Origin of the sequence: Ruegeria sp. ANG-S4, assembly GCF_000814005.1 — a bacterium.
In the GTDB taxonomy this organism is placed as follows: domain Bacteria; phylum Pseudomonadota; class Alphaproteobacteria; order Rhodobacterales; family Rhodobacteraceae; genus Ruegeria.
Genome location: NZ_JWLK01000001.1, coordinates 1 through 26857 on the forward strand (window position 1 = coordinate 1; position 26857 = coordinate 26857).

The following is a 26857-nucleotide window of genomic DNA, read 5'->3' on the forward strand; positions in this document are numbered from 1 at the left end:
CTCTCCCCGCAACCAAAATCCAAACAGCCCGTTCGATCTACAAACAATCCACCGGACTGTTTGCTTAACGATCAAACCTCGTCAGGCTCATTACCTGATGGTCACAGGCTCAAATCATCCCCACGTAAACAAAATCACAAAAACGCCCAAGTCAGCCCGTCAAATCTACAAACGATCCCGCGGATCAATCGCCCAGCTTTGCGTGTACCTCGTCCAGGTCGATCTCTCCGATCGGCATCTTGTTGGAAGGGTTTTCAAAGTCGTATTTGAAAAGCTCGAAATCCTGTTTGTAGATTTCATAAACCAAGTGCATTGAAAGATCGTCGAAATAGTCTTCTACCGGATGCGCCCGTTTCGGCCCATGCCCTTCGGATTCGTTGAAGCGTGGAATTTGGGACAGCGTCACGGGATGCTTTGTCTCGAGACTGTCCAGAACACCCTGCATGCCGTCGTTGAACTTTTCGGTCCAGAAAATACGGTCATAGCGACCGCCATTGACGATCAGGGTCGAAACATGCCCGGACATTGCGGACCAGTGAATATCCGGGTCCATTGGCCGGCGCCAGCGGATCGTATCGCGCGCAAACAACAGGAATCGTCGAAAGCTGGCGATCTGGTCGAACTCGCCCTTGCCGTCGTTGCCGCCAACCTCGATCCCGTAGTTGTAGACCAATGTCGGAACAAGGTTGCCGCGATAGCGTTTTCCATTCCGTTGAATGCCGCAAATCTTGTCGAAAAACGAACTGAGGATACGCGTATAGGGATTGCGGACACAGGTGAAAGTGTATGAGGCGTGCGACTGAACATTCGCCGAGATTTCGCCCTTGCTTTGATCAAAGGCCCATTTGTGCATTCCATTGGTGGCGTCATGAATGTCGCCATCAAAAAAAGCGCCGTGATCAGAATAGTACATGATCTGGCCAATGGTGGAGCAGGCGCATTTCGGAACGACACGATACACCATGCTTTGGCTCTCGGTCATCCATGTACCAGGAAAACCCATTTACAACACCTCCTACGCTGGTTTCGCTCCATCCCGACACCCCAGCGTTTGAAATCAAAGAACCAAAAATATTCTGTTTATTCAATCGTTCATCCTCAGTATCACGGATGCAAACGGGCAGAAACGGGAATTAGGGACCAGATATGGCAAGGATTGCCTTTATCCTATTGTGTCACAAAGACCCCGACGCCATCATCGCCCAGGCGCAGCAACTGACGGCTGCCGGCGATTGCATGGCAATCCATTTCGATGCCCGGGCACATTCCGAAGACTACGCGCGTATTCAGCAAGCTCTGGCCGACAATCCTAACGTGACCTTTGCCGCGAAACGGATCAAATGCGGCTGGGGAGAATGGTCCTTGGTGCAGGCGACGCTGCACGCGCTAGATGCCGCGACCGAGGCGTTTCCGCGCGCGACTCATTTCTACATGCTGTCCGGCGACTGCATGGCCATAAAGACCGCCGAATACGCTCATCACTTCCTGGATGAAAACGACGTCGATTTCATCGAAAGCCATGATTTCTTTGAAAGCGACTGGATCAAAACCGGGATGAAGGAAGACCGTTTGATCTATCGGCATTACTTCAATGAACGCACTCAGGCCAGTCGGTTTTACACAAGTTACGAGGTTCAAAAGAAGCTTCGCCTGACCCGAGAGATTCCACATGACATACAGGTCATGATCGGCAGCCAATGGTGGTGCCTGCGCCGGCGGACGGTCGAATTGATACAGGTCTTCCTGCGCGAACGGCGCGATGTGATCCGGTTTTTTTCGACCACATGGATCCCGGATGAGACATTCTTTCAAACGCTCGTGCGTCATCTTATCCGGAAGGAAGAGATTGAAAGCCGTACCCTGACCTTTCTGATGTTTTCGGATTATGGGATGCCGGTCACGTTCTACAACGACCATTACGATATGTTGCTGGGACAGGACTATCTGTTTGCCCGAAAAATCAGCCCCGAAGCGCATGAGTTGAAGAAACGGCTGGGGCACCTCTATGCCAGCGAGGGGGTGGTCTTTCACATTTCGAATGAGGGGCGCAATCTGCATCGGTTCCTAACCGGTCGCGGGCGCGTCGGAAGGCGATTTGCACAACGGTTTTGGGAAGCATCAAACACCCTTGGACCGGACCGCGACCTTCTGCTGATAACCTGCAAAAAATGGCATGTCGCCAAGCGGTTGGTGGACCAGATCGTGTCGGAAACCCAGCTGCCATGTATCGAGTATCTGTTCAATGAAGAGGACACGCGATTCCCCGACTTGGGCGGCATCGAAACAACTCTTTTGAAGCGCTCGCGCCATCGTCGCGCGATTGTCGGGATGCTTTATGACGAGTTCGGGTCTGACAAGCTGGTGCTATGCATCGATCCCGGCAGCACCGATATCATTCGCGATTTTCAGGCCGATCAGGTTCGCCTGCGGGTATTGGATATCGAATGCCGCTATTCCGACGCGTATCTGGCCGGGCACGCACAGCGAGTCGGCCTAGTCGGCCAAAACAGTCCATCAGAGTCGGTGGACCGATTGCTGCCGACGCTGCGCAGCGAGATTGCGCATGAATCCGAACTGATAAGGACGGCCGCGGGCGAAGGTTATTATCGTATTCGAGAAACGGCAGACAGGACCCAGAACGCGGCAGAGTTGGCTCGGTTTCTGTCTGTCTCGTTACAAAAGGCTGCGGACATTCTGCAGCTTGATTACCTGTTCACGGACTGACCTTTATCAGATGTCAAATTTCACACCTTGCGCCAGCGGCAGCGCGTCTGAGTAGTTCACGGTATTGGTCTGGCGGCGCATATAGGATTTCCACGCGTCAGAGCCGCTTTCGCGCCCTCCGCCGGTTTCTTTTTCGCCACCAAAAGCACCACCGATTTCTGCGCCTGAGGGGCCGATGTTGACGTTGGCGATTCCGCAATCGGACCCTGCTGCGGCCAGGAATTGTTCGGCCTCGCGCATGTTCAAAGTGAAAACGCACGAAGACAGTCCCTGCGGAACATCATTCTGGATCTGGATCGCCTGGTCAAAGTCATCATAACCCATCACATACAAGATTGGCGCGAAGGTCTCGGCCTTGACCGTGCCGGTTTGACCCGGCATCTCGACAATCGCGGGCTGCATGTAAACACCTTCCGGTACGCCTTCGGTCACCCGCGTTCCGCCAAAGACGACCCCTCCTTCGGCCTCGGCCGCTTGCAAGGCAGTCGTCATCGCTGCGCCTGCCGCTTCGTCAACCAGAGGTCCGACCAAAGTTCCTTCGGCCAAAGGGTTTCCGATTGGCAGACCGGCATAGGCTTTCTTCAATCGAGTGACCAGTTCGTCTTTGATCGAAGTGTGTACGATCAGACGCCGCAGCGTGGTGCACCGCTGGCCCGCTGTGCCGACGGCTGAGAACACAATGGCCCGTACCGCCATTTCCAGATCGGCAGAGGCGCCCACGATCATGGCGTTGTTGCCGCCAAGTTCCAGAATACACTTGCCAAACCGTTGCGCCACTATGGGCGCGACAGCGCGCCCCATACGCGTTGATCCTGTGGCCGAGATGACGGGTACGGCTTCGCTGGCGACCAACGCCTCTCCGATGTCGGACCCGCCGATCAGGGTTTGCAAGAGACCATCTGGGGCGTCCCCGAACCGGGCAAGCGCCCGCTCGAATACCTTCTGACACGCCATCGCCGTCAGCGGCGTCTTCTCGGACGGTTTCCAGATCACCGGGTCGCCGCACACCAGCGCCAGCGCCGCGTTCCATGACCAAACGGCAACCGGAAAGTTGAACGCCGAAATGACACCGACCGGACCCGCCGGGTGCCAGGTTTCCATCATCCTGTGACCCGGTCGTTCTGATGCGATGGTCAAACCGTAAAGCTGGCGCGACAGTCCAACGGCAAAGTCGCAGATGTCGATCATCTCTTGCACTTCGCCCAGACCTTCGGACGTGATCTTGCCTGCCTCCCAACTGACCAGAGCCCCCAGATCGTCCTTGGCGGCACGCAGCTCTTCGCACAGAAGGCGGATCAACTCGCCACGACGGGGCGCCGGAATCACACGCCATGCCTTGAACGCCTTTTGGGCGCGGTCAAAGACAGCGTCCATCTCGGTCAACGGCGTCTCATGCACTTCGGCCAGAAGGCTGCCGTCAATTGGCGATGTCACTTTAAGCGTTCCGCCTGTCAGTTCCGCCGCACGCAGGTCCAAGTTTTCAAGCGTGGTTTGCGCGGTCATTAGAATGTCTTTCATGTCTCAGGCTGCCTTGTTCTGTTCGGTAACGTCCCCGGCGCGATAAAGCCGGCCAAATTCGGTGTTCAGAAAATCGGACAGGCTGACCTGTTCCTGACGAACAAACCCGCGACCCGGCAGGGCACCCTGCCGCATCAAATCGACGACGCCCAGAACCCCGGCGGCTGTCGTGACCTGTATCGCGCTCCAAACCTGGCCGCCAATCGTGCGGGCAAAGGACTTGTTGATCAGCGACCTTTCACGCAACTCGCCACCGATTGATCCGCGTGCGGTGCAATACACCAACACAACGTCCTGATCCGTGCGTGGCAGAGCGGTTTCAAAGATCTCTTTCAAAAGATCGCGCCGCCGTTCCAGCCCGAGATCGTTCAGCAGCAGTCGAAGAATGTCACGATGCCCCGGATAGCGAATGGACCGGTACGACACCGCCTGTGCTTTACCCTCAAGTGTCTCGGGCAGCGTTCCAAGACCGCCGGACGTGTTGAAGCACTCGTATTCGACACCGTCGTGACCGATGACCTCATAATCCTCAAGCGGTGCCGTTTTGACCCGTTCGCCGTTCACGATTGCATCGCAAGGATTGCAATACTCGTTGATCAACCCATCGGTCGACCAGGTGAGGTTGTATTTCAGCGCGTTTGTCGGAAACAACGGAAGCGCACCAACTCGCATGTGCAGACTGTCGATCCGATCGAATTCCGCCGCCAGGGACGCACCGGCAATGCCGACAAATCCCGGTGCCAGCCCACATTGTGGCATGAACGCGGTCTGGCCGCCCTTCGCCAGTTCGCGCACCGCCTCGGTGGCTGCGACATCCTCGGTCAGGTCGAAATAGTGTGCACCGGCTTTCTGTGCCGCTTCGGCAATCACCGGTGTCAGAAAAAACGGTGCTGCCGAGATCACGGCGTCGAAGCCGTTCAGGCCCTTGGACAGGGCAATGACGTCCGTGGCATCAATCTGCCGGGTCGCGACGCCCAGTGCTTTGAGGTCAGCCAGGGCGGACAGGTCGTGATCTGCCACCGTCACAGAATAATGGGCTGACGTCTTTAGCAAAGCCGCGATCATGCGACCAATCTTTCCAGCCCCAACCACACAAACATTCCAGTTCAAAACGTGCCTCCATTGCCTGCTACTTTCAGTATGGAAGGCGGATTGTCTGTGCGGCAGACCGTATCTTGACGAAAATGACGGTATTCCCGTCAAAAAGACGGGAAAATCGTTATATTGACGGGCCGCTGCAGATTGGCAGCGACCTAAAGGAATAGCGGAATAAAGGAGAATTATATGTCAGAAGGGGTTTGTCGCGAAACGGAGCACTCAGTGCGGCATAGCCCGGTGAAAGCAAACCAGACCCGCTCGCAACCATCCGACCTAGTGTGCGTCGGGTTGGCCAGCGCCACGCACCAGCCAACCTGCGGACTTAAACCTGACGCACGGCGCCCTTTGCCGCGCTGGTCGTCAGCTTTGCATAAGCCTTGAGCGCGGTCGAAACTTTCCGCTTGCGCGGTGCGACCGGTGCCCAACCCTTTTCGTCCTGCGCCTCGCGCCGTGCTGCAAGCTCTTCGTCCGAGACAGCCAAGTGAATGGTGCGGTTCGGGATATCGATTTCGATCTTGTCGCCGTTCTGGACCAAACCGATTTCGCCACCCTCAGCAGCCTCGGGCGAGACGTGCCCGATGGAAAGGCCCGACGTGCCGCCCGAGAAGCGGCCATCGGTCAGCAAAGCGCAGGCTTTGCCCAGACCTTTGGATTTGAGGTACGAGGTCGGATACAGCATTTCCTGCATCCCCGGTCCACCGCGCGGACCTTCATAGCGGATCACGACAACATCACCTGCAATGACTTTGCCGGTCAGAATGTCATTTACCGCCTGATCCTGACTTTCGCAGACATAGGCCGAGCCGGTGAACTTAAGAATGTTCTCATCCACACCCGCCGTTTTCACGATGCAACCATCCCGGGCGATGTTGCCGAACAGTACGGCCAGACCGCCATCCTGGCTGAATGCGTGTTCCTTGGACCGGATCACGCCGCCTTCGCGGTCGGTATCCAGCTCTTTGTAGCGGTTGGACTGGCTGAACGCCTGCGTCGTGCGCACGCCGCCCGGCGCGGCTTTGAAAAGGTCTTGCGCTGCCGGGTTGTTGGCAATCTTGATGTCCCAGTTTGCAATCGCTTCGCCCATCGTGGCCGAATGAACCGTGTTGCAATGTTCGTGGAGCAGCCCGGCGCGGCTGAGTTCGCCAAGGATCGAGAAAATCCCGCCGGCCCGATGCACGTCTTCCATATGGACGTTTTCGGTGTTGGGCGCGACCTTGCACAGACAGGGCACCTGGCGACTGAGACGATCCATGTCGGACATGGTGAAATGCACTTCGCCTTCGTGTGCGATGGCCAGCAGATGCAGAACGGTGTTTGTTGATCCGCCCATCGCGATATCCAGGCTCATCGCATTCTCGAACGCGTCGAATGTCGCAATCTCGCGCGGCAGAAAGCCCTTTTCGTTCAGATCGTAATGCCGCTTGGTGATCTCGACGATCCGGCGACCTGCTTCGAGAAACAGCTGTTTGCGGTCGGCATGAGTGGCCAGTGTCGAGCCATTGCCCGGCAATGCCAGCCCCAAAGCCTCGGCCAGACAATTCATCGAGTTCGCCGTGAACATGCCCGAGCAGGACCCGCAGGTCGGGCAGGCGTTTTCTTCGATGTGCTGGACCTGCTCGTCGGTGTAGTTTTCGTTGGCCGCGGCGACCATCGCATCCACGAGGTCGATTTTCTTGACGTCCAGATCGGCGATGTCGATTTTTCCCGCTTCCATCGGGCCGCCCGAAACGAAGATGGCCGGAATGTTCAGCCGCATCGCGGCCATCAGCATACCCGGAGTGATTTTGTCACAATTCGAGATACAGACCATCGCATCAGCACAATGCGCGTTGACCATGTATTCGACCGAATCCGCAATCACTTCGCGCGACGGGAGCGAATACAGCATCCCGTCATGACCCATGGCGATGCCGTCATCCACGGCGATGGTATTGAACTCTTTGGCGACGCCGCCCGCGGCTTCGACTTCGCGTGCAACCATCTGGCCCAGGTCTTTGAGGTGTACGTGGCCCGGCACAAACTGGGTGAACGAGTTGACGATTGCGATGATCGGTTTGCCGAAGTCATCGTCGCCCATACCGGTGGCGCGCCAAAGGCCGCGGGCACCGGCCATGTTGCGGCCATGGGTAGAGGTTCTGGATCGGTACATTGGCATGATGCTGTTTCCCTTTTGCCCCGGTTGCGATAATCAGGGTGCGTGCGTTATAGCGTACGTATCATATGTGCGTTATAACGTACAAGGCAAATCGCAGGGCGCGGAAATGGAATCGGACGAAATCACCCTGAAACTAAAGGACGTGCGGGCGGCGTCGGGCTTGAGCCTGTCCAAAGTTGCCGATTTGACCGGTGTCAGCAAGGCCATGTTGGGCCAAATCGAACGCGGCGAATCAAGTCCGACCATTGCGACTCTGTGGAAAATCGCCAAGGGGTTTCAGGTTCCGCTTAGCGCGTTGATCGGCACGGACGACCTGCGCAAACCGGGCGTATTTCGCACGGTGACGTTTCCGGGCAGCATTCAGGTGAAGATCGTGTTCCCTTTTGATCCCGCGATCGGCGCTGAAACCTTCCATGTTGAACTGTCTTCGAACCAAAGCCACGAATCTCCGGCCCATGCTGCTGGCGTAACCGAAGAGGTTTTTGTGCTGAACGGCCCGCTGGACGTATTGCAGAATGGCGAATGGGTCTCGCTTGAGGCCGGTGAGGGGCTGCGCTTTCCCGCGGATGTGCCGCATGGCTATCGCGCCGGTGCCGGAGGAGCCACGTTCCTGAACATGCACCACTATATGCAGCCGACCGCCCTGGCCTCGGTCGGATAAAGGCCTCCGGAAAAAGGATGTAGAACCATGGCGGCTTTCATCAGCAGTCTTACAGTTGCGGATGCAATTGGATCATTCGGCGCGTTGCTGGTCGTTGCGGCGTATTTCGCAACTCAGATGCGAATGATGAATTCGGACGATCTGGCCTTTCCGGTGATCAACCTGCTGGGATCGGCGCTGATCGTCTATTCGCTGCTGCAAAACTTCAATCTGGCGTCGATGCTGATCGAAGGGTTCTGGATCATCATCAGCCTGATCGGGATAATTCAGCACATCCGGCTGCGCCGCAGCCCGGAATAGGCGCATCCAGCCTTGAACCCGTACTTTGCCGCGTATAGGGAATTCCTGCGCGTTAAAGGAGGCTTTGATGCAGGACGATCCGAAAACACTCGTTTCCACCGAATGGCTTGAAACCCATATCAAGGACCCGGATCTGCGGATTTTGGACGGGTCGTGGTATCTGCCGCAGCAGGGGCGGGACGCACAGGCAGAATATGATGCAGGGCATATCCCCGGCGCGCGGTTCTTCGATATTGACGACATTTCGGACCATCGGTCTGATCTGCCGCATATGGCACCCCCGGTCGAGAAATTCATGTCGCGCCTGCGCGCGATGGGGGTGGGCGATGGCCATCAGGTCGTGGTTTACGATGGCGCCGGCCTGATGTCGGCCGCCCGGGTCTGGTGGTTGTTCCGGCTGATGGGACAAGAAAACATCGCCGTTCTGGATGGCGGCCTGCCCAAGTGGCAAGCCGAAGGGCGCGAGATTGAGGATCTGCCGCCCGTGATCCGTGATCGCCATATGACCGTGCGCGTGCAAAACCACCTGGTGCGGGATGTGACCCAAGTTTCTGCCGCCGCCAAGTTGGCGGATCACGAAATCATAGACGCGCGTTCGGCAGGGCGTTTTGCGGGGACCGAGGCCGAGCCCCGCGAAGGATTGCGCGCGGGTCGGATACCGGGGTCGCGCAACGTGCCGTTCGGAACGCTGCTGAACAAGAACGGAACGATGAAATCACCCGAAGAGTGTCGTGCCGTATTCCAGGCCGCAGGCGTCGACCTGGCGAAGCCGGCCATCACCTCATGCGGTTCGGGCGTCACGGCTGCGATCCTCAGCCTTGCACTGGAACGCATGGGCAAGAAAGACCATGCGCTTTATGACGGCTCCTGGGCTGAATGGGGTGCCTTCCCAACCCTGCCCGTCGCAACCGGAGAGACCTGATGTTCGAAAACCTCAAACCGCAGCCTGCCGACAAGATTTTGGCTCTGATGCAGATGTACCGCGAGGACCCGCGCGATCAGAAAATCGACCTTGGTGTCGGCGTCTATAAGAACGCCGACGGTGTGACCCCGGTCATGCGCGCGGTGAAAGCCGCCGAAAAGCGTATTCTGGAAGAACAGGAAAGCAAGGCCTACACCGGCTTGGCAGGCGACCCCGCTTTTGCCGATGCGATGATCGGCTTGGTGCTGGGCACGTCGGTTCCGCGCGACAACATCGCCGCTGTGGCCACGCCCGGTGGCACCGGCGCCTGCCGCCAGGCGTTCGAGATGATCCGGATGGCGAACCCTTCGGCCCGTGTTTTCGTGTCCAACCCGACATGGCCGAACCACCTGTCGATCCTGAACTACCTTGGCATCGAGACGGTCCAATACCGTTACTTCGACGGCGAAACCCGTGGCGTCGATTTCGGCGGCATGATCGAAGACCTGAAATCCGCCAACGCGGGCGACGTGGTATTGCTGCATGGTTGCTGCCACAACCCGACCGGGGCCAACCTGAACATGGTTCAGTGGCAAGAGGTCGTGAATCTGATCAATGAGCGTGGCCTCGTTGCAATGATCGACATTGCCTATCAGGGTTTTGGTGATGGGTTGGAGGAGGACGCGCAGGCAACGCGTTTGGTTGCGTCATCGGTAAAACGCTGCCTGATTGCGGCGTCCTGCTCGAAGAACTTCGGCGTCTACCGTGAGCGCACCGGGCTGCTGATGGCGATCAGTGATGACGCGGCGCAAACGGCTTTGAATCAAGCCACCTTGGCGTTTTTGAACCGCCAGAACTACTCCTTCCCGCCGGATCATGGTGCGCGGGTCGTGACCACGATCCTGAACGACGATGCGCTGCGGGCGGACTGGGCTGCTGAACTGGAAGAGGTTCGCCTGTCCATGCTGGGCCTGCGCCAACATCTGGCGGACGAGCTACAGCGCCTGAGCGGGTCCGACCGGTTCGGATTTGTTGCGCAGCACCGCGGTATGTTCTCGCGTTTGGGTGCGGCACCGGAACTGGTCGAACAGCTTCGCAATGACCACGGTATCTACATGATCGGGGACAGCCGTCTGAACATCGCCGGGCTGAACGCGACGACGGTGCCAATTCTGGCGCAGGCAATTGTAGATGTCGGTGTCTGAACCCTAGCTGATCGAGCTCCCAGGGCCGCGCGTCACCGCGCGGCTTTTTTGTGCCTGCAGCCTTGGACACCATGTTTTGCCAATCTGGCCCTAAGGCTTGTCCGATACCGTTCGTAGCGTGATCGGTAAGCTACAACAGGGAAACGTGCATGCGTTGGGTGGTCATTTTCAAAGACACCGAAGAAATGCTTCGGGTTCGAGCGAGACGCGATTTGCGGGACGCGCATGTGGCCTATGCGAAGGCTCATCCGGAACTGTTGATCGGCGGAGGGCTGAAACCTGATCCGGATGGCACATTTTGTGGCGCATTGTGGATCGTGGAGGCTGAGAGCAAGGCTGCTGTGATTGATTTGATCTCGAAAGACCCGTTCTACGTCCCCGAGCATCGTCGTTTCGAAATATACACATGGGGCAAGTTGCTGGAGGATCAAACAGCGATACTTTGACCGGACAAAGAAAAAGCCGGGCGCGTACGCCCGGCTTTTGGTTTTTTCCCTCAAGCTTTAGCCTTTGGAGAACTCGGGATACGCTTCCATACCCAGTTCGCCCATGTCGAGGCCATTGATCTCTTCTTCCTCGCCAACCCGCAGGCCAACAGTTGCCTTCAGGATCGAGAAGACGATGAAGCTGACCACGAAGACGAAGATGCCGATGGCAGCAAAGCCGATGATCTGGGTGACAAAGTTCGCGTCACCGTTGGTCCATGCCACGATGAATGTACCCCAGAAGCCCGCGATCAGGTGAACCGGGATGGCGCCGACGACGTCGTCGATCTTCATCTTGTCCAGCATTGGGACGGTGAAGACAACGATCACGCCACCGATTGCACCGATGATCAGCGCCTGGAACAGCGACGGAGCCAGGGGTTCAGCGGTGATCGACACCAGACCAGCCAGTGCGCCGTTGAGAACCATGGTCAGGTCGGCCTTGCCGAACATCACCTGCGTCAGGATCAGGGCAGCAACGGCACCGGCTGCAGCGGCCATGTTGGTGTTGGCGAAGATGCGGCTGATGTCGGCGACGTCACCAATGGTGCCCATTGCCAGCTGAGAACCACCGTTGAAGCCGAACCAACCCAGCCACAGGATGAACGTACCCAGAGTGGCAAGCGCCAGGTTCGAGCCGGGGATCGGAACAACCTTGCCGTCCTTGTTGTACTTGCCGATACGCGGGCCAAGCACGATGGCACCAGCCAGCGCCGCAAAACCACCAGCGGCGTGGACAAGGGTCGAACCGGCAAAGTCGCTGAAGCCCATCTCGGACAACCAGCCGCCGCCCCACTGCCATGAGGCTTCGATGGGGTAAATGACGCCGGTCAGGACGATGACGAAGATGAAGAAGGGCCAAAGCTTGATACGCTCGGCCACTGTGCCCGAGACGATCGAAGCGGTCGTGGCGCAGAACATCAGCTGGAAGAAGAAGTCCGAACCAACAGAGGCATAGGACAGATCGGTTTCAACGCCGGCCAAACCAACAGGTTCCAGCGATGTGGGCGCGATCGAGCCTATGAGACCGGGAATGATCCACCCGTCACCCGGGTACATCAGGTTAAAGCCGATCAGCCAATACATGATGGCGGCGAACGAAAACAGGCCCATGTTCTTGACCAGCTGCATGGCGACGTTCTTGGAACGCACCAGTCCGGCCTCAAGCATGGCAAAGCCTGCGGCCATCCAGAATACAAGAAAGCCGCCGATCAGAAACAGCAAAGTCGTCAGGATATATTGCGTATGCTGCGCGGTTTCGCCGGCAGCGGCATCCTGCGCAAAGCCCATCTGCGGCAGCGCGACGATCGCAGCAGCAGGGATGAGAGATTTCATCAGGTTCATTGTCAGTCCTCGAATGTTTGTGAGTGTGGACGCTCAGAGCGCCTCTTCGTTCGTTTCCCCGGTCCGCACGCGCAGGGCCTGCTCGACATCGAGAACGAAAATCTTGCCGTCGCCGATCTTGCCGGTTTTGGCGGTGTTGGTGATCGTCTCTACGATCTGGTCGGCCATCGTGGCGGGCACCACGATCTCCAGCTTGATCTTGGGTACGAAATTCACGGCATATTCGGCACCGCGGTAAATCTCCGTGTGACCGGATTGCGAACCGAAGCCTTTGATTTCCGTCACCATCATTCCGCGCACGCCCGCTTCGGTCAGTGCTTCTCGCACCTCCTCGAGCTTGAACGGCTTGATTGTCGCAATGATAAGTTTCACGTTTGTCCCCTCTACTACTCCGGACCTTGCCGGCTTTTTGCACCTGCAGAAAAAGAGCGTGACCAAGCGCGAGAAGGAACGTTTTTCAGGCGGATTCCCGGGTTTGAAGCGCCTAAAGTTGCACATTTTTTGCACATTTTGGGTAGATTGGCTAAAAAATAGGCGGAATCAGAAGGCGAAATTCGGGAATTTCAGACCTCAACATAGGCGCAGCATCAAGGTAAGGTGACGCAAAAGTATAATCGGGCAGAGTTTGAGCATGACTGAGTCCAAGCGCCGCAAACCAACATTGGTTGCAGATAAAAGGTATCCGTCGAAGGGTCGAAAACCTGCGGCGTCGAAGCGCGCGGCGAAACCTGCGGGCAAGAAATCCGCGGCCCGCAAAACGACGGCGCGTAAGACCGCGCGGCGTAAAACCCGGAAAACCGGCGGCGGAAAAGGTGGCGGTGTCTTTCGTCGCATGTTCCGCTGGGTGTTCCGCCTGATCTGGGGCCTGACGTGGCGGATGGGGGCGGTCGCGGCGCTGCTTTTGGCCTTGGCCGTCGGCGTTGTCTATTCGACGCTTCCGGATGTTGACGCGTTACTTGATGGGCGGGCACGCGGGTCCGTTACCCTGCTGGATCGCGATGGCAAGGTCTTTGCTTGGCGCGGGGACCAGTTCGGCGGCGTGATCACGGCGGACACCGTTTCTCCGCATCTGAAGCACGCGGTAATCGCAACCGAGGACAAACGATTTTACCGTCATTTTGGCGTCAGCCCGCGCGGTATCGCCAGCGCCGTCCGCATCAACCTGAGCGAAGGACGCGGCCCCCTGTCCGGTCACGGCGGTTCGACGATTACTCAGCAGACAGCGAAGCTGTTGTGCCTTGGCGTGCCCTATGTACCAGAAGACTGGGACTCCGAGGCGGCCTATGAAGCGGATTGTCGTCAGGGGTCTTTGTGGCGCAAGGCGAAAGAGGCGATCTATGCCATCGCGATGGAGGTCAAGTATTCCAAGGACGAGATCCTGACGATCTATCTGAACCGGGCGTTTCTGGGTGCAGGAGCCCGGGGTTTTGAGGCCGCCAGTCAGCGCTATTTCGGGATTTCCGCGGCCGAGGTCAGCCCGTCAGAAGCGGCCATGCTTGCGGGCCTGCTGGTCGCGCCCTCGCGATATGCGCCAACCAACAACCTGAAACGCTCTCAAGATCGCGCGCGACTGGTTGTGGGGCTGATGGAAACCCAAGGTTATCTTTCGTCCGCCCAAGCCAGCGAAGCCCGAAGCAGACCCGCAGAATTGTCCGAGGCTGCCGCGGCCCGCGCTGGCGGTTATTTCGCCGATTGGGTCATGGCCAGCGGGCCTGAATTCTTTACCCGCAACACCACCGAAGATGTTGTGATCCGCACCACGCTGGATCAGCGCATTCAGCAATCCGCTGAAGAGGCGCTGAAATTCATCTTTCAGGAAAAAGTGCGCGAAGGCTCCAAGGCTCAGGCAGCAATCGTCGTGATGTCGGCTGATGGTGCCGTGCGGGGCATGGTCGGCGGACGCAAGACGCGGGTGTCCGGCGCGTTCAACCGGGCCACGCAGGCATTGCGGCAGACAGGATCATCCTTCAAGCCCTTTGTCTACGCCACCGCGCTGGAACTGGGCTATTCGCCGTTGGATACGGTCATGGATGAACCCACCTGCTGGAGCATTCCGGGATCGGGCCAGTGGTGCCCCAAAAACTATACGAACAAGTACTATGGTCGCGTGACACTTGCGGATGCACTGAAAAACTCGCTGAATATTCCGGCTGTAAAAGTCGCTGAAATTGCCGGGCTGGACAACGTACGCACAGTTGCAAGCGGTTTTGGTATCGAAAGCGACCTCGCTCAAGGTCCTGCGCTGGCGCTGGGGGCTTCTGAAAGCACCTTGATCGAAATGACTGGGGCATATGCGGGCATCCTGAACGGAGGTTCAGCCGTCGAACCCTATGGGTTGACCGAGTTGAAGTTGCTGGGCGACGACACGCCGGTAATGGTGACAACAACCGGGATCGGGGAACGGGTGATCAACGACAAGGCGGCCAAACAGCTGACCTGGATGATGGAACGCGTGGTGTCCGAGGGCACCGGCGGGCGTGCCAAACTGCCGGGCTGGCAGGTTGCAGGTAAAACCGGAACGACCCAGGCCGCGCGGGATGCGTGGTTCATCGGGTTCACCGCAGATTACGTGGCGGGCGTCTGGATGGGCTATGACGACAACACCCCGCTGTCTGGGGTGACGGGCGGCGGTCTGCCTGCCGAGATCTGGAAAGAAACAATGCTGCGGGTGACCGACGGTATGACGCCAACGCCGCTGCCGCTGATGGCGCCGGAGCCGCCGGTTCAGGTCGCACAACCACAGCGCCAACCGCGCCGACAACAGAACGGCTTTGAGCGCGCCGTGAACAAGTTGTTGAGTGACATTTTCGGCAATTAATTGATGCCGGGAAAAGCGGGCGGCGTCCGTGACGCCGCCCTAACGGCCCTTTAAAGGCTCGCGTCCAGCGCGGCGACGATCTTGTCGCCCATTTCACTGGTCGAAACAGGCTCGACACCTTCTTCCGACAGCAGGTCCGCCGTACGTACACCGTCGGCCAATACCTTTTCGATTGCGGCCTCAAGGCGGTCCGCCTCTGCGCCTTGATCAAAGCTGTAGCGCAGCGCCATCGCGAAGCTGAGGATACAGGCAATCGGGTTGGCTTTGCCGTGTCCAGTGATGTCCGGTGCCGAGCCGTGCACGGGCTCATACATCGCTTTCGGGCGACCATTGGCCATCGGCGCACCCAAGCTGGCCGAGGGCAGCATGCCCAGCGATCCGGTCAGCATGGCGGCGGTATCGGACAGTATGTCGCCAAACAGGTTGTCTGTCAGGATCACATCGAACTGCTTTGGCGCGCGCACCAGCTGCATGGACCCGTTGTCGGCATACATGTGGGTCAGTTCGACTTCGGGGTAATCCTTGGCCACGCGGTCAACGACCTCGCGCCACAGGATACCCGATTCCATCACGTTGGCCTTCTCCATCGAGCAGAGTTTCTTGTTCCGGCGCATCGCCAGCTCAAAGGCGGAACGCGCGGCCCGTTCGATCTCGGACTCGGTATAGCGCTGCGTATTGATACCGACACGCTCGTTGCCTTCCTCGAAGATGCCGCGCGGCTCACCAAAATAGACACCCGAGGTCAGTTCGCGCACGATCATGATGTCGAGCCCGGCAACAACGTCTTTTTTCAGCGACGAGAAGTCAGCCAGCGCGTCAAAGCACTGCGCCGGACGCAGATTGGAATACAGGTCCATCTCTTTGCGCAGTCGCAGCAAGCCGCGCTCGGGCTTCAGGCTGAAGTCCAGATCGTCATACTTCGGACCACCAACCGCGCCCAGCAGAACCGCATCAACCTCAAGCGCTTTCGCCATCGTCTCATCTGATAGTGGCTTGCCATGCGCGTCATACGCCGCGCCGCCGACCAGATCCTCGCTCACGTCGAATTCCAGGCCGCGATTGGCACCAAACCAATCAATGATCTTGCGCACTTCGGTCATGACTTCGGGGCCAATTCCATCTCCGGGCAAAATGAGGAGCGAGGGTTTGGACATGAAGGATCTCCTTGCGTTTCGTCGCAATGGCCCTATCGCCTGCGCCGCAGCGGGTCAATGAGACGATCACGTCAAATCAACGCGAAAGCGGCAGCCCCATTGGAAAACCTTGCTTCATGGACGGGCCCGAGGGAGATTGACTGCCTATTCCACGTCCAGATCGACCCAAACCAAGCGATGACGGCTGGCCATCGCCGCAACGTCGTTCAAAGGATGATTTGGCCAATGGACACCAGAACCCACGACGGACCAATCCGCAGAGGGCAGAACATAGTCCACTCGTCTGTCGCCAACGCCTTTCCAAGATACGGTTGTCGTCGCCCCGTTTTCGTCGCGGGGCTTGGTGTCTTGCAGCCTGGGGTCGGACAGAAGAGAGCGGATCGCAACGTTCAACCCCTCGCCTTGGGTTGGGTCCAGATTTGCATCGCCTGCAATGATGAACCGATCTTTGGGCGCAGGGCCAAGCTCGCCGTCCATAAGCAGTTGCCAAAGCCGTATCTCATCGCGGTTTCGCAGCCCATTGCGATCCTCTGGGCCGTCGAACACCGGTGGTGTCGCGTGAAACGTCATCAGGTTCAGCCGTTCGCCCGGTAAATCAATCGGGATCATCCAATGCGCGGTCGAGGAAAGCCGCTGAATGGAGTGCGCCTCTGCCGACGGGAACGGGGTCTCGTCAAACTTCGGCAGTTCAGCGCCGGGCAGGTCCCGCCAAAGGAGCTTTGAGTAACTGACAACGCTTTGCGTCACGATGGGATAGCGCGACAACACTGCCAGGCCATTATGACCCGTGAACCTGCCCCAACCTTGTGCGTCGGCAGGATCGTTGGTTTTCCCGTTTCCATCCAGATCAAGATGCGTTTCCATTCCGGAATTCGGTTGTTCCGAAAACCAATAGGGATAGTCCACGCCTGCTTCGCTCAGCGCTTGCACCAGGGCCGACAGGGCAAGCCCGTCCAGATCCCAGTCGATGCTTTGCAACGCGACAATGTCCGGGTTGACGGACGAAATCACATCGACGACCGCCAAGACTTGCGGATCACCGCGCTGAATATCGCGTAACAAAAGGCCGGGACCATCGCGGCTGAGCTCGGTGTTGTATGTGGCCACACGAATCGAATCCGCCTGCGCCGCGAACGGCAGCAGCAACAACACTAACGCGCGGATCATGCGGCCTGGGTTGTCTCGGATGTTGAGTAAGCGCGGCGTTTTTCGACGATCAATCCCGCAATGCGCAGCGTGGCCATCCCGCGCATGATCATACTGGCGGGCAGAAAGGCCCAAGCGCTAAGCGTCCAGATCAGGGTTTGCGGATTGCTGAGTGCGATGGGGTCAATGACCGCCGCCAACAGCTTGATCAAGGCCGGGATCAGGAAAGGCAAAAGGACGCCGATGCAGATGTTCAAACGCCCGTCGCGCTGAAGACGCGACACGACATCTCCGCCTTTCGTCGGGTCGAACAAGGGCAAATTGGTCCATACATTGAAAGCACCGTTGCCGGTCGGCCAGCCGCGCCACTTCACCGCATAGGCGAAGCTTGCGATTGTCACCAGCGCAACGACATAGGCCACACCTGCTGCAATGCGCACCAATTCCACCAGCGGCGCCGCCGCGTCTGACGGCAGCATCAAGACCACAAGGCGCACGGGCGAATATGGGAAATCGGCAACGTTGGCGATCATCAGGCCCATCGAATAGACCAGACCGGACACCTCGGTCGGCGCATAGGCGTTCTTGCAGATCAGGGTCAGGAACATCACCATCGACATCAAGCCGACAAAGCGCAGCCGGTTCACCGGTGGTGCGTCACGAAATTCGATCAGGCTGGGAAAGGCTGAGTTGTATTCAGAAAAGGTCAGAATGAACGCAAGGATCGCCAGAAAAACGACGATCTCTGTTCCATTTTGAGTGGATGCTGGCAGATACAGTGCAGGGGTGAGCACCAGAAGTGCCACCAATAGTCCACGTATCGCCGCCCCCGTTGTGCGTGCAATCACTATCCGAACCCTTTTCCAAACCGGACCAGTCGATTCTTTGCCGACTTAGTTCCAACTTGTGCCCGCCGCTCTTTTTTTGACGGATGCCTCTCGTCCATCAACAGTGGCGACATTGAACTGACTGCTCAAGCCAAGGTGCAGAAAACACTGTGTTTCGGGCAAAAAGATGGCAAAACTGGTGCGGCATTGCATCATTTCCGACGCAAATCCGACGTGTATTAAAATCAGTGCCCTACATGTTGTGGTTGCGGAGGTTTTGACCCCAAGAATGCGAACGGGGCCGCCAAGGCGACCCCGTATGGTTGAGTGTCCACAGAATCATCCCCAGGTTCATACCCAAGGGCGCGCCTGACCTGCGTGATTCTCGAATTTGTCGATGTGATGGTCTTTCTCCATCGTCAGGCCGATATCGTCCAATCCGTTCAACAGGCAGTGCTTGCGATGCGGGTCGATGTCAAACTCGATTACCACGCCGTCCGAGGTGGTGATCTGCTGATCTTCCAGGTGCACAGTCATGCGCGCGTTCTCGCCCTTGTGCGCATCCTCCATCAGGATCACATGATGCTCTTCCTCGACCACGATCGGCAGGATGCCGTTCTTGAAGCAGTTGTTGAAGAAGATGTCGGCGAAGCTGGTCGAAATCACGACCTTGATGCCGAAATCCTTGATCGCCCAGGGCGCGTGCTCGCGGGATGAGCCGCAGCCAAAGTTGTCACCCGCGACAAGAATCTCCGCCTCGCGATAGGCGGGCTTGTTCAAAACGAAATCCTCGTTCTCCTGCCCGTCATCGTGGTAGCGCATCTCGTCGAACAGCACGACGCCAAGGCCGGACCGTTTGATCGTTTTCAGGTGCACTTTAGGGATGATCATATCTGTGTCGATATTGATCAGTGGCATTGGGGCGGCCACGCCGTGGACTTTGTCAAACTTTTCCATGTTCACACTCCTGCGGAATAGGGCCGCGCCCGAATCCCGCGCTTAAGCTTCTTTCGCTTCCGTTGTTTCGTCTTTGGGTGCGTTCTTGACGAAGAACGCCATGAAGACCAATCCGAACCCATTGAACAGCATCTCGATGCCCAGCAGGATGCCCAGCAGGCTCAGCAAGGCCGCCGGTTCTGCTGCCGCATAAGACCAGATGATACCGGCCAGTACGATCGACAAGATGCCCGAGATCAGCGTGGGCCAGAAGAACTGCGTTCCGCGCATCTGGAACGACAGGATGACCCGCGCGATGCCACCTGCCATGAACAGGATCAGCATCACGGTCGCCAGGGTGACCGTTCCCTGCAGCGGATGATCCAGGAAGGACCAGCCCAGGAACAGCATGACGACGCCCATGATAAGTGACAGAATCTTGTTGCCCGTGCCTTCGACCGTAAAGCCGCCGACCACCTGCACTGCGCCGGCAATCAGCAGCAAAACACCCGTCACGACCGTTACGGCAACCGAAGCCGCAATGGCATTGCCCAGCGCAAAGATGCCGAACGCAATGGACAGAAGCCCCAGCAGGAGCCATTTGATCCAGTCACTCATGTCTTCAATCCCTCAAATATCTAGATATGAGGGCAGCTTACATCAATTCGCGGACGTCTGTCAGCCGTCCTGTGATTGCCGCTGCGGCAGCCATTGCCGGGCTCAGCAGATGGGTGCGACCACCCCGTCCCTGACGGCCTTCGAAGTTGCGGTTCGAGGTCGCGGCACAGCGTTCGCCCGGTTGCAATTGGTCCGGGTTCATCGCGAGGCACATCGAACATCCGGCCAGACGCCATTCGAAACCGGCGTCTTTGAAGATATCGGCCAGGCCTTCTTCCTCGGCCTGCGCCCGAACCAGACCCGAGCCCGGCACGACCATGGCGCGCATACCATCCTTGATCTTCTTGCCTTTCAGGATCTCGGCCGCCGCGCGAAGATCTTCGATCCGCCCGTTGGTGCACGAACCGATAAAGACCGTATCGATCTCAACGTCGCTCAGCTTCTGACCGGCTTCCAGACCCATATACTCGATCGAACGGCGCGCCGCGTCGACCTTGCCGCCTTCGAAGTCGTTCGGATGGGGGACGGTCGCGGTAATCGGCAAAACGTCCTCGGGGCTGGTGCCCCAGGTGACAACCGGCGCGATGTCTTCGCCGCGCAGCGTGATGACCTTGTCGAAATGCGCACCTTCATCGGTATAAAGCGTCTTCCACCAATCCATCGCGGCTTCCCACTGGGCACCTTTTGGTGCATGGGGTCGGCCTTTGACATATTCAAATGTGGTGTCATCCGGCGCGATCAAGCCCGCGCGCGCGCCACCCTCGATCGCCATGTTGCAGACGGTCATGCGGCCCTCCATCGACAGGTTGCGGATCGCTTCGCCGCAATATTCGATGACATAGCCGGTGCCGCCTGCGGTTCCGGTCTCGCCGATCACGGCCAGCGTGATGTCCTTGGCGGTCACACCCGGCTGCAACTTACCAGTGATCTCGACTTTCATGTTTTTGGACTTCTTCTGAATCAGCGTCTGCGTGGCCAGAACGTGTTCAACTTCGGACGTGCCGATACCATGGGCCAGCGCTCCAAAGGCCCCATGCGTGGCGGTGTGGCTGTCGCCACAAACGACGGTCATGCCGGGCAGGGTCCACCCCTGTTCCGGGCCGACGATATGAACGATGCCTTGGCGAACATCATGCACGGGGTAGTAGTGAATGCCGAAGTCTTTGGCGTTCTTGTCCAGTGCTTCGACCTGAATGCGCGATTCCGGGTTTTCGATTCCGTGCACGCGGTCCGGCGTGGTTGGTACGTTATGGTCGGGCACGGCGATGGTCTTTTCAGGCGCACGCACATTGCGACCTGCCATGCGCAGCCCCTCAAAGGCCTGCGGGCTGGTCACTTCGTGCACCAGGTGGCGGTCGATATAGAGCAGGCAGGTGCCATCATCGGCTTCGTGCGCGACATGGGCATCCCAGATCTTGTCATAGAGTGTTTTGGGGGACATCGGTCCTCTCCCGTATGTAATGAGAAATAGCTGGCGAGTTGGCTCAGGCCGCGGATAGGCGGGCCAGGACCGTGCGGGCAGCCCCGTAGAACCGTTCACGCAGGCGTGCGCGATCTTCGAGGTTCTGAAGTTGGGCCACATTGAGTCTCATGACGGGTCAGATATAGATACTGGCCGAGTCTATCAAGGTCCTGAATGACCCCGCAGATGCCGCGGGGGCACAATCCTGCGAGCGATCCAGGGGCCTTCATTGAAATGTCATGGGGTGCTTGTTACCTTATATGCACCCCAGCGCCGGGGATTTGCGGCGCGTTGCAAAGGAGGACTATGTCCTGTCTCTACATACTCAGGCGGGTTTGCCCGCCGATGAAGGGGCCAGCGTGATGGCCCACTCTCAGTCAATCAGCGACAAGCTGCTTGAACGTATCCTTTCCTCACTTTCCGATGACAAGGCCGAAGACGTCGTGCAGATCAACCTGCAAGGCAAGTCTTCTGTAGCGGATCACATGGTGATTGCCTCGGGTCGGTCGACCCGTCAGGTCTCGGCCATGGCGGAAAAGCTGACGGATCGCATCAAGCAGGAATTCGGTTTCACCTCGAAGGTCGAAGGCAAGGATGCCGGCGACTGGGTGTTGATCGATACGGGCGACGTGATCGTCCATATCTTCCGCCCCGAAGTGCGCGAATTCTATCAGCTGGAAAAGATGTGGCTGCCTGCGGGCGGCAGCGCCTCGGCGAACTGAGGCGCCATCCCGGCCTGTATTGAGGGGCCGGAGGCGAGAGAGACATGCGTATCAGCATCGTTGCGGTCGGGCGATTGCGTGCCGGACCGGAGAAGACCCTGCTTGACGATTACCTGACCCGATTTGACCGAACCGGCCGTGCGCTGGGCCTTGGCCCCGCACGTGTGATCGAGGTTGAAGACAAGAAAAACGCAGGTCAGGGGGCTGAGGCGGCGCTGCTGCGCAAAGCGCTGCCAAAGGGCGCTATTATCTGCGCGCTGGACGAGCGAGGGCGGGTGATGTCCTCGCCCGATTTTGCTGAGAAGCTAGGCAGTTGGCGCGATGCCGGGCGGCAGGACCTGGCCCTGATCATCGGCGGCGCGGACGGAATAGACCCTGATCTGCGCGCCGAGGCCGATTTTTCCATTTCCTTCGGGTCGATGGTCTGGCCTCATATGCTGGTCCGTGTGATGTTGGCTGAGCAACTTTACCGGGCCGCGACCATTCTGTCGGGCGGCCCCTACCACCGGGTCTGACATGGCGCAGCTATTAATCGTTTTTCATTCCCGCACGGGCGGGGCCCGGCAAATGGCAGAGGCCGCAGCAGAGGCCGGACGGGATGAGGCGGATGTTGTTCTGAAATTCGCTGACCAAGCCGGGCCTGACGATCTGTTGGCCGCTGATGGCTATATCTTCTGCGCACCCGAGAATCTGGCGGCGATGTCGGGTCTGATGAAAGAGTTCTTTGATCGTTGTTATTATCCGGTGCTGGGTAAGATCGAAGGCCGACCCTATGCTCAGATGGTTTGTGCGGGGTCCGACGGAGAAAACGCCGCCCGCCAAACCGCGCGCATCGCCACCGGCTGGCGTCTGAAAGAGGTGCAGCCGCCGTTGATCCTTTGTACGCACGCACAGACGCCAGAGGCGATCCTGGCAGAAAAAACCATCCCGGAAGAACAGCTGGATCAATGCCGTGAGATCGGCGCGGCCATGGCGGCGGGTCTGAGCCTGGGAGTGTTTTGAGCCTCAGTTCAGGTCTATGACCGTGGTGTCTTTGGCCCAACCACCGACATTGTCGCGCGGCTGAATCTGCACCTGCGTCACGCCTTCGGGTATCGCCACGCCACTCAGCGAACGGGTAAAGGGCTGCTCATCCACATGCGGATGATGCAACACGCGCAGTCCCAGTTCGTTTCCGTCCATATCCAGCACGCGCCAACCGTCGGCGTAGTCATCCCAACCGGTGTCGGGATGCCGGATCGTCACGTCAAAGCGCCACGTGTCGCCGTTTTGGCTGGCTGAAACTTTCTCGACCGTTGGCGGATCGGCCAGCGCAGGGCTGGCAAGCAGCAGGCTGAGAATCAGGTATCGCATGGATCGACTGTAAGGTCTGTTGTGCGGCATTTGGTTCACGTCTCTGTGTTGGGTGGCCGGGTCATGAGTACCGCGCGGGAGTGTGATGCGAACTCGCGGCGGTAAAGAACGCCCAAAGTTATCAGCGAACTCAGGATGAGTGCGACAGGCCCAAGTATCCAGGCGACTGCGGCCAGTGCAAAATACGTTGCACGCAATCCCCGATTGAAGCTGCGCGCGGCGGTGACGCATATTTCAGCAGCCTGCGCCGCGCGTGGGTAGGCCTGCACGTCTTCTGGCTCGTTGGGCACGGCGGCCATCAGAACCGCGCAATAGCCGAACAAGCGATGGGCCCAGACGTATTTCAGAAACGCATTCGCCAGCAAAACGATCACGATCAATATCTTGATCTCCCACACCAGCGCCGGGGCGCTGCCAATGGCAAGATCGTTTGCGACACCGGCCAACCGTTCGGTGTTTCCCAGCAAGGCAAGCCCGCCACCGATGGCAATCATTGTTGTCGAGGCGAAAAACGTGCTGCCCTGGCGCATGGCCGCCACGACCTGTGCATCGAACATTCGCGGTTGCCGCGTTACCATCTCGCGCATCCAGGCCCGGCGGTAATCGTCCATCATCATCGCGACCGAAGGTTTCGTGTGCGCCGGATTCTCAATCCGCCATCCAATCCAGAGCCATACCGTCAGCAAGAGCAGGATGGCGGCGTAGTCCAATGGTGAAAACAAAAGTGCTCGGTCGATCCACGTCATGTCCGCGACAGTACGTCCAGCAATGAAAACTTGCCAGATCACAAAATTGGTAATATTATTTTACCAAATTGGAGGATCAGCGATGGAAATGCCCCGGCCAAATCCCGATGTACTGGCGCGCAAGCAAAGCGTGATGTCTCGGTTGCTTCAGGTGTTGCCGGCAGATGCCGTCATTCATGATCCCGCCGAAACCCGGGCCTATGAATGCGACGCACTGACCGCTTACAGGTGCCCGCCCATGCTGGCGGTTCTTCCCGCCAGCACACAGGAAGTCTCGGACGTTCTACGCATTTGCCGCGAGGAAGGCGTGCCGGTCGTGCCCCGCGGATCAGGAACCTCGTTGGCTGGCGGCGCATTGCCGACGGCCGATTGCGTGATCCTTGGCGTCGCGCGCATGACAGAGGTTCTGGAGACGGATTACGACAATCGGTTCATCCGGGTGCAGACAGGACGCACCAATCTGAGCGTAACAGGCGCAGTCGAAGAGGAAGATTTCTTCTACGCACCCGACCCTTCGTCGCAATTGGCCTGCGCAATTGCCGGGAATATTGCGATGAACTCGGGCGGGGCGCATTGCCTGAAATACGGTGTGACGACCAACAATCTGTTGGGGGTCACGATGGTCCTGATGGACGGCACCGTGGTCGAGGTCGGTGGCGCGCATCTGGATTCCGGCGGGCTGGACCTGTTGGGTGTCATCTGCGGCTCAGAGGGGCAACTGGGTGTCGTGACCGAGGCCACATTGCGTATTCTGCGCAAACCCGAAGGCGCACGGCCCGTGTTGTTGGGGTTTGATGACACAGCTGTCGCAGGGCGCTGTGTGTCCGACATCATCAAGTCCGGCATTTTGCCGGTGGCCATCGAGTTCATGGATGCGCTGTGCATCCAGGTTTGCGAGAACTTTGCGCATGCGGGCTATCCCGATTGCGCGGCCCTGCTGATAGTCGAGGTCGAAGGCTCGGAGGCTGAGATTGACCATCAACTGTCGAAGATCATCGAGATTGCCAAACGCCACAAGCCGGTTGAAATCCGTGAAAGCCAATCCGCTGAAGAGAGCGCGAAAATCTGGCTGGGCCGGAAATCGGCTTTTGGCGCGATGGGTCAGGTCAACGACTATATGTGTCTGGACGGAACGATCCCGGTCTCGTCCCTGCCAGATGTGTTGCGCCGAATTGGCGAGTTGAGCGAAGATTACGGCCTGCCCGTAGGCAACGTGTTTCATGCGGGCGACGGCAATATGCATCCGCTGATCCTGTTTGATGCAAACAAACCGGGTGACCTTGAAAAATGCGAGGCGTTTGGGGCCGATATCCTGAAGCTTTGCGTGGATGCAGGCGGTTGTCTGACCGGCGAGCATGGGGTCGGTATCGAAAAACGGGACCTGATGACCCATCAATATGCACCACAGGACCTTGAGGCGCAGATGGCGATCAAGGATGTGTTCGACCCCGATTGGTTGCTGAACCCGGCCAAGGTCTTTCCGCTGGACGTATCCGAGGCGCGACGGGCCGCTGCATGAAGAGATGTACCGCGTGGCATGACGCGTGGTCTTCTGTGAGTATTTCCAAAAAGATGAAGTGTTATGAGACCTGAAACAGAAGCCGAGCTTGCCGAGATTGTAGTTGGGTTGAACGGGCCGGTCCGAGTTTCGGGCGGCAGTACACGGGGTGTGACTGGCCCTGAGGACGTTCTGGAAACCACAGGCCTTTCCGGGATAACGTTGTACGAGCCGGGCGCGTTGACGTTGGTAGCCAAAGCCGGAACGCCGGTTGCAGAGATCGAAGCGGCATTGGAAGCAGAGGGCCAGCAACTGGCTTTTGAGCCATCTGATTACCGCGAATTGCTCGGCACAACCGGAGAGCCCACAATAGGCGGCGTCGTTGCCGCCAACATCTCGGGACCGCGCAGGATACAGGCCGGTGCATGCCGGGACTTTCTTTTGGGCGTGCGCTATGTCGACGGCCATGGGCATGTCATCAAGAATGGTGGCCGCGTCATGAAGAATGTCACCGGCTATGATCTGGTCAAACTGATGGCCGGGTCCTGGGGCACTCTTGGTGTTCTGACCGAAGTGTCGTTGAAGGTTTTGCCAAAGCCTGAGACAAGCACAACCTTGTCCGTATCGGTGCCGGATGCCGATGTTGCCGTCCAAGTGCTGTCGAAAGCGTTGCAGTCGCCTTACGAGGTCACCGGTGCCGCCTATGATCCCCAGAAAGGGTCAGCGTATCTGAGGCTTGAGGGGTTCGCGGGCTCGGTCAAGTACCGTAGCCGCAAATTGAAATCCGAACTGGCCCCGTTTGGCGCGCTGTCTGACCACGGCACAACCGATGGGCTGTGGCAAGGCATTCGTGATGCGCATTCGCTTGCAGATCAAACCGGCGACGTGTGGCGGATTTCGGTCAAACCAGGCGACGCGCCAAGGGTTGCCGAAAAAGTTGGCGCAAAACAGTATGTACTGGATTGGGGCGGAGGCCTGATCTGGGCGCTGGTGCCCGAAGGCGCAGATGCGCGCGCAAATCTGGATATTTTCACGGGACATGCCACAATCGTAAGGGCGGGTACCGACACGGTTGAGGCGCTGGGCAGGTTCCAGCCGGTAAATGCGGCTCTTTCGGCTCTGTCAAACGGGATTCGGCGGCAATTCGATCCGCGCGACGTTTTTAATCCGGGACTGATGGGGTAAG

The 26857-nt window shown here is 58.2% G+C and carries 27 protein-coding genes; 12 read left to right on the forward strand and 15 right to left on the reverse strand.

The features are described 5' to 3' along the window. Window positions 1-184: 184 nt before the first annotated feature. Window positions 185-1003: a sulfotransferase family protein gene (locus RA28_RS00005; RefSeq protein WP_039522281.1), complete on the reverse strand. Its 819-nt coding sequence runs from the start codon at window positions 1001-1003 to the stop codon at window positions 185-187. A gap of 143 nt (window positions 1004-1146) precedes the next feature. Between RA28_RS00005 and RA28_RS00010 the strand changes: the two genes are divergently transcribed. Beyond that, the gene (locus RA28_RS00010; protein WP_039522283.1) at window positions 1147-2724 is read left to right on the forward strand and encodes a DUF5928 domain-containing protein; all 1578 of its coding nucleotides are present in this window, start codon (window positions 1147-1149) and stop codon (window positions 2722-2724) included. Window positions 2725-2730: 6 nt separating this feature from the next. Here the strand turns inward: RA28_RS00010 and amaB are convergent, their stop codons facing one another. The 3 genes from amaB to ilvD form a co-directional block, all read right to left on the reverse strand. Beyond that, complete coding sequence (amaB, locus tag RA28_RS00015; protein WP_052261328.1) at window positions 2731-4227, reverse strand: L-piperidine-6-carboxylate dehydrogenase; 1497 nt, start codon at window positions 4225-4227, stop codon at window positions 2731-2733. 18 nt (window positions 4228-4245) lie between these two features. Further along, on the reverse strand, window positions 4246-5352 hold the full coding sequence (locus RA28_RS00020) for a saccharopine dehydrogenase family protein (RefSeq protein ID WP_039522285.1): 1107 nt from the start codon (window positions 5350-5352) through the stop codon (window positions 4246-4248). Between the two features lie 310 nt (window positions 5353-5662). After that, window positions 5663-7495 (reverse strand): dihydroxy-acid dehydratase, encoded by a 1833-nt coding sequence (gene ilvD, locus RA28_RS00025; protein ID WP_039522287.1) that lies wholly within the window; start codon window positions 7493-7495, stop codon window positions 5663-5665. 106 nt (window positions 7496-7601) lie between these two features. Here ilvD and RA28_RS00030 point away from each other — a divergent pair, with 106 nt between their 5' ends. The 5 genes from RA28_RS00030 (at window position 7602) to RA28_RS00050 (ending at window position 11008) form a co-directional block, all read left to right on the forward strand. Continuing rightward, window positions 7602-8156 carry a helix-turn-helix domain-containing protein gene (locus tag RA28_RS00030; RefSeq protein WP_039525368.1) on the forward strand — a complete coding sequence of 185 codons (555 nt, stop codon included), beginning with the start codon at window positions 7602-7604 and terminating at the stop codon, window positions 8154-8156. 27 nt (window positions 8157-8183) lie between these two features. After that, complete coding sequence (locus RA28_RS00035) at window positions 8184-8456, forward strand: CBU_0592 family membrane protein (protein ID WP_039522291.1); 273 nt, start codon at window positions 8184-8186, stop codon at window positions 8454-8456. A gap of 67 nt (window positions 8457-8523) precedes the next feature. Then, window positions 8524-9378 (forward strand): 3-mercaptopyruvate sulfurtransferase, encoded by an 855-nt coding sequence (gene sseA, locus RA28_RS00040; protein WP_039522295.1) that lies wholly within the window; start codon window positions 8524-8526, stop codon window positions 9376-9378. Further along, a complete protein-coding gene (locus RA28_RS00045; RefSeq protein WP_039522298.1) occupies window positions 9378-10562 on the forward strand; it encodes an amino acid aminotransferase in 1185 nt (394 codons plus the stop codon). The genes sseA and RA28_RS00045 overlap by 1 nt, the downstream gene beginning before the upstream one ends. Window positions 10563-10711: 149 nt before the next feature. After that, window positions 10712-11008 carry a YciI family protein gene (locus RA28_RS00050; RefSeq protein WP_039522302.1) on the forward strand — a complete coding sequence of 99 codons (297 nt, stop codon included), beginning with the start codon at window positions 10712-10714 and terminating at the stop codon, window positions 11006-11008. Between the two features lie 57 nt (window positions 11009-11065). Here the strand turns inward: RA28_RS00050 and RA28_RS00055 are convergent, their stop codons facing one another. Together RA28_RS00055 and RA28_RS00060 are read right to left on the reverse strand one after the other, a co-directional pair. Next, complete coding sequence (locus tag RA28_RS00055) at window positions 11066-12391, reverse strand: ammonium transporter (RefSeq protein WP_039522305.1); 1326 nt, start codon at window positions 12389-12391, stop codon at window positions 11066-11068. Between the two features lie 33 nt (window positions 12392-12424). Next, on the reverse strand, window positions 12425-12763 hold the full coding sequence (locus tag RA28_RS00060) for a P-II family nitrogen regulator (protein ID WP_039525370.1): 339 nt from the start codon (window positions 12761-12763) through the stop codon (window positions 12425-12427). Window positions 12764-13022: 259 nt separating this feature from the next. Here RA28_RS00060 and RA28_RS00065 point away from each other — a divergent pair, with 259 nt between their 5' ends. Next, window positions 13023-15209, forward strand: a complete 2187-nt coding sequence (locus tag RA28_RS00065; protein WP_039522308.1) for a transglycosylase domain-containing protein — start codon at window positions 13023-13025, stop codon at window positions 15207-15209. Between the two features lie 50 nt (window positions 15210-15259). Here RA28_RS00065 and leuB read toward each other — a convergent pair whose 3' ends face one another. The 7 genes from leuB to RA28_RS22590 form a co-directional block, all read right to left on the reverse strand. Continuing rightward, on the reverse strand, window positions 15260-16363 hold the full coding sequence (gene leuB / locus RA28_RS00070; protein WP_039522311.1) for a 3-isopropylmalate dehydrogenase: 1104 nt from the start codon (window positions 16361-16363) through the stop codon (window positions 15260-15262). Window positions 16364-16507: 144 nt separating this feature from the next. Next, window positions 16508-17530 (reverse strand): endonuclease/exonuclease/phosphatase family protein, encoded by a 1023-nt coding sequence (locus RA28_RS00075; protein WP_039522314.1) that lies wholly within the window; start codon window positions 17528-17530, stop codon window positions 16508-16510. After that, complete coding sequence (locus RA28_RS00080; protein ID WP_039522316.1) at window positions 17527-18357, reverse strand: hypothetical protein; 831 nt, start codon at window positions 18355-18357, stop codon at window positions 17527-17529. Before RA28_RS00080 ends, RA28_RS00075 begins: the two co-directional genes overlap by 4 nt. A gap of 330 nt (window positions 18358-18687) precedes the next feature. After that, window positions 18688-19293 (reverse strand): 3-isopropylmalate dehydratase small subunit, encoded by a 606-nt coding sequence (gene leuD / locus RA28_RS00085; protein WP_039522318.1) that lies wholly within the window; start codon window positions 19291-19293, stop codon window positions 18688-18690. A gap of 42 nt (window positions 19294-19335) precedes the next feature. Further along, complete coding sequence (locus RA28_RS00090; RefSeq protein WP_039522321.1) at window positions 19336-19890, reverse strand: HdeD family acid-resistance protein; 555 nt, start codon at window positions 19888-19890, stop codon at window positions 19336-19338. A 37-nt stretch (window positions 19891-19927) separates the two neighbouring features. Further along, on the reverse strand, window positions 19928-21331 hold the full coding sequence (leuC, locus tag RA28_RS00095; RefSeq protein WP_039522323.1) for a 3-isopropylmalate dehydratase large subunit: 1404 nt from the start codon (window positions 21329-21331) through the stop codon (window positions 19928-19930). A 43-nt stretch (window positions 21332-21374) separates the two neighbouring features. Continuing rightward, window positions 21375-21482, reverse strand: coding sequence for an isopropylmalate isomerase (locus RA28_RS22590; RefSeq protein WP_152611973.1), 108 nt, complete (start codon window positions 21480-21482; stop codon window positions 21375-21377). Window positions 21483-21714: 232 nt separating this feature from the next. On the opposite strand from RA28_RS22590, the gene rsfS reads away from it, so the two are divergent. The 3 genes from rsfS to RA28_RS00110 are packed head-to-tail and all read left to right on the forward strand — an operon-like array spanning window position 21715 to window position 23076. Further along, window positions 21715-22074 (forward strand): ribosome silencing factor, encoded by a 360-nt coding sequence (gene rsfS / locus RA28_RS00100; RefSeq protein ID WP_039525373.1) that lies wholly within the window; start codon window positions 21715-21717, stop codon window positions 22072-22074. 44 nt (window positions 22075-22118) lie between these two features. Next, window positions 22119-22589, forward strand: a complete 471-nt coding sequence (gene rlmH / locus RA28_RS00105; RefSeq protein ID WP_039522326.1) for a 23S rRNA (pseudouridine(1915)-N(3))-methyltransferase RlmH — start codon at window positions 22119-22121, stop codon at window positions 22587-22589. Window position 22590: 1 nt separating this feature from the next. Beyond that, the gene (locus tag RA28_RS00110) at window positions 22591-23076 is read left to right on the forward strand and encodes a flavodoxin family protein (RefSeq protein WP_039522330.1); all 486 of its coding nucleotides are present in this window, start codon (window positions 22591-22593) and stop codon (window positions 23074-23076) included. Between the two features lie 3 nt (window positions 23077-23079). Here the strand turns inward: RA28_RS00110 and RA28_RS00115 are convergent, their stop codons facing one another. Both RA28_RS00115 and RA28_RS00120 read right to left on the reverse strand, forming a co-directional pair. Next, a complete protein-coding gene (locus tag RA28_RS00115) occupies window positions 23080-23427 on the reverse strand; it encodes a hypothetical protein (protein WP_039522332.1) in 348 nt (115 codons plus the stop codon). A gap of 35 nt (window positions 23428-23462) precedes the next feature. Next, window positions 23463-24173, reverse strand: coding sequence for a DUF599 domain-containing protein (locus RA28_RS00120; RefSeq protein ID WP_039522335.1), 711 nt, complete (start codon window positions 24171-24173; stop codon window positions 23463-23465). 82 nt (window positions 24174-24255) lie between these two features. Between RA28_RS00120 and RA28_RS00125 the strand changes: the two genes are divergently transcribed. Both RA28_RS00125 and RA28_RS00130 read left to right on the forward strand, forming a co-directional pair. Further along, the gene (locus RA28_RS00125; RefSeq protein WP_039522338.1) at window positions 24256-25692 is read left to right on the forward strand and encodes an FAD-linked oxidase C-terminal domain-containing protein; all 1437 of its coding nucleotides are present in this window, start codon (window positions 24256-24258) and stop codon (window positions 25690-25692) included. A gap of 63 nt (window positions 25693-25755) precedes the next feature. After that, the gene (locus RA28_RS00130) at window positions 25756-26856 is read left to right on the forward strand and encodes an FAD-binding protein (RefSeq protein WP_039522341.1); all 1101 of its coding nucleotides are present in this window, start codon (window positions 25756-25758) and stop codon (window positions 26854-26856) included. The last annotated feature ends 1 nt before the right edge of the window (window position 26857 follow it).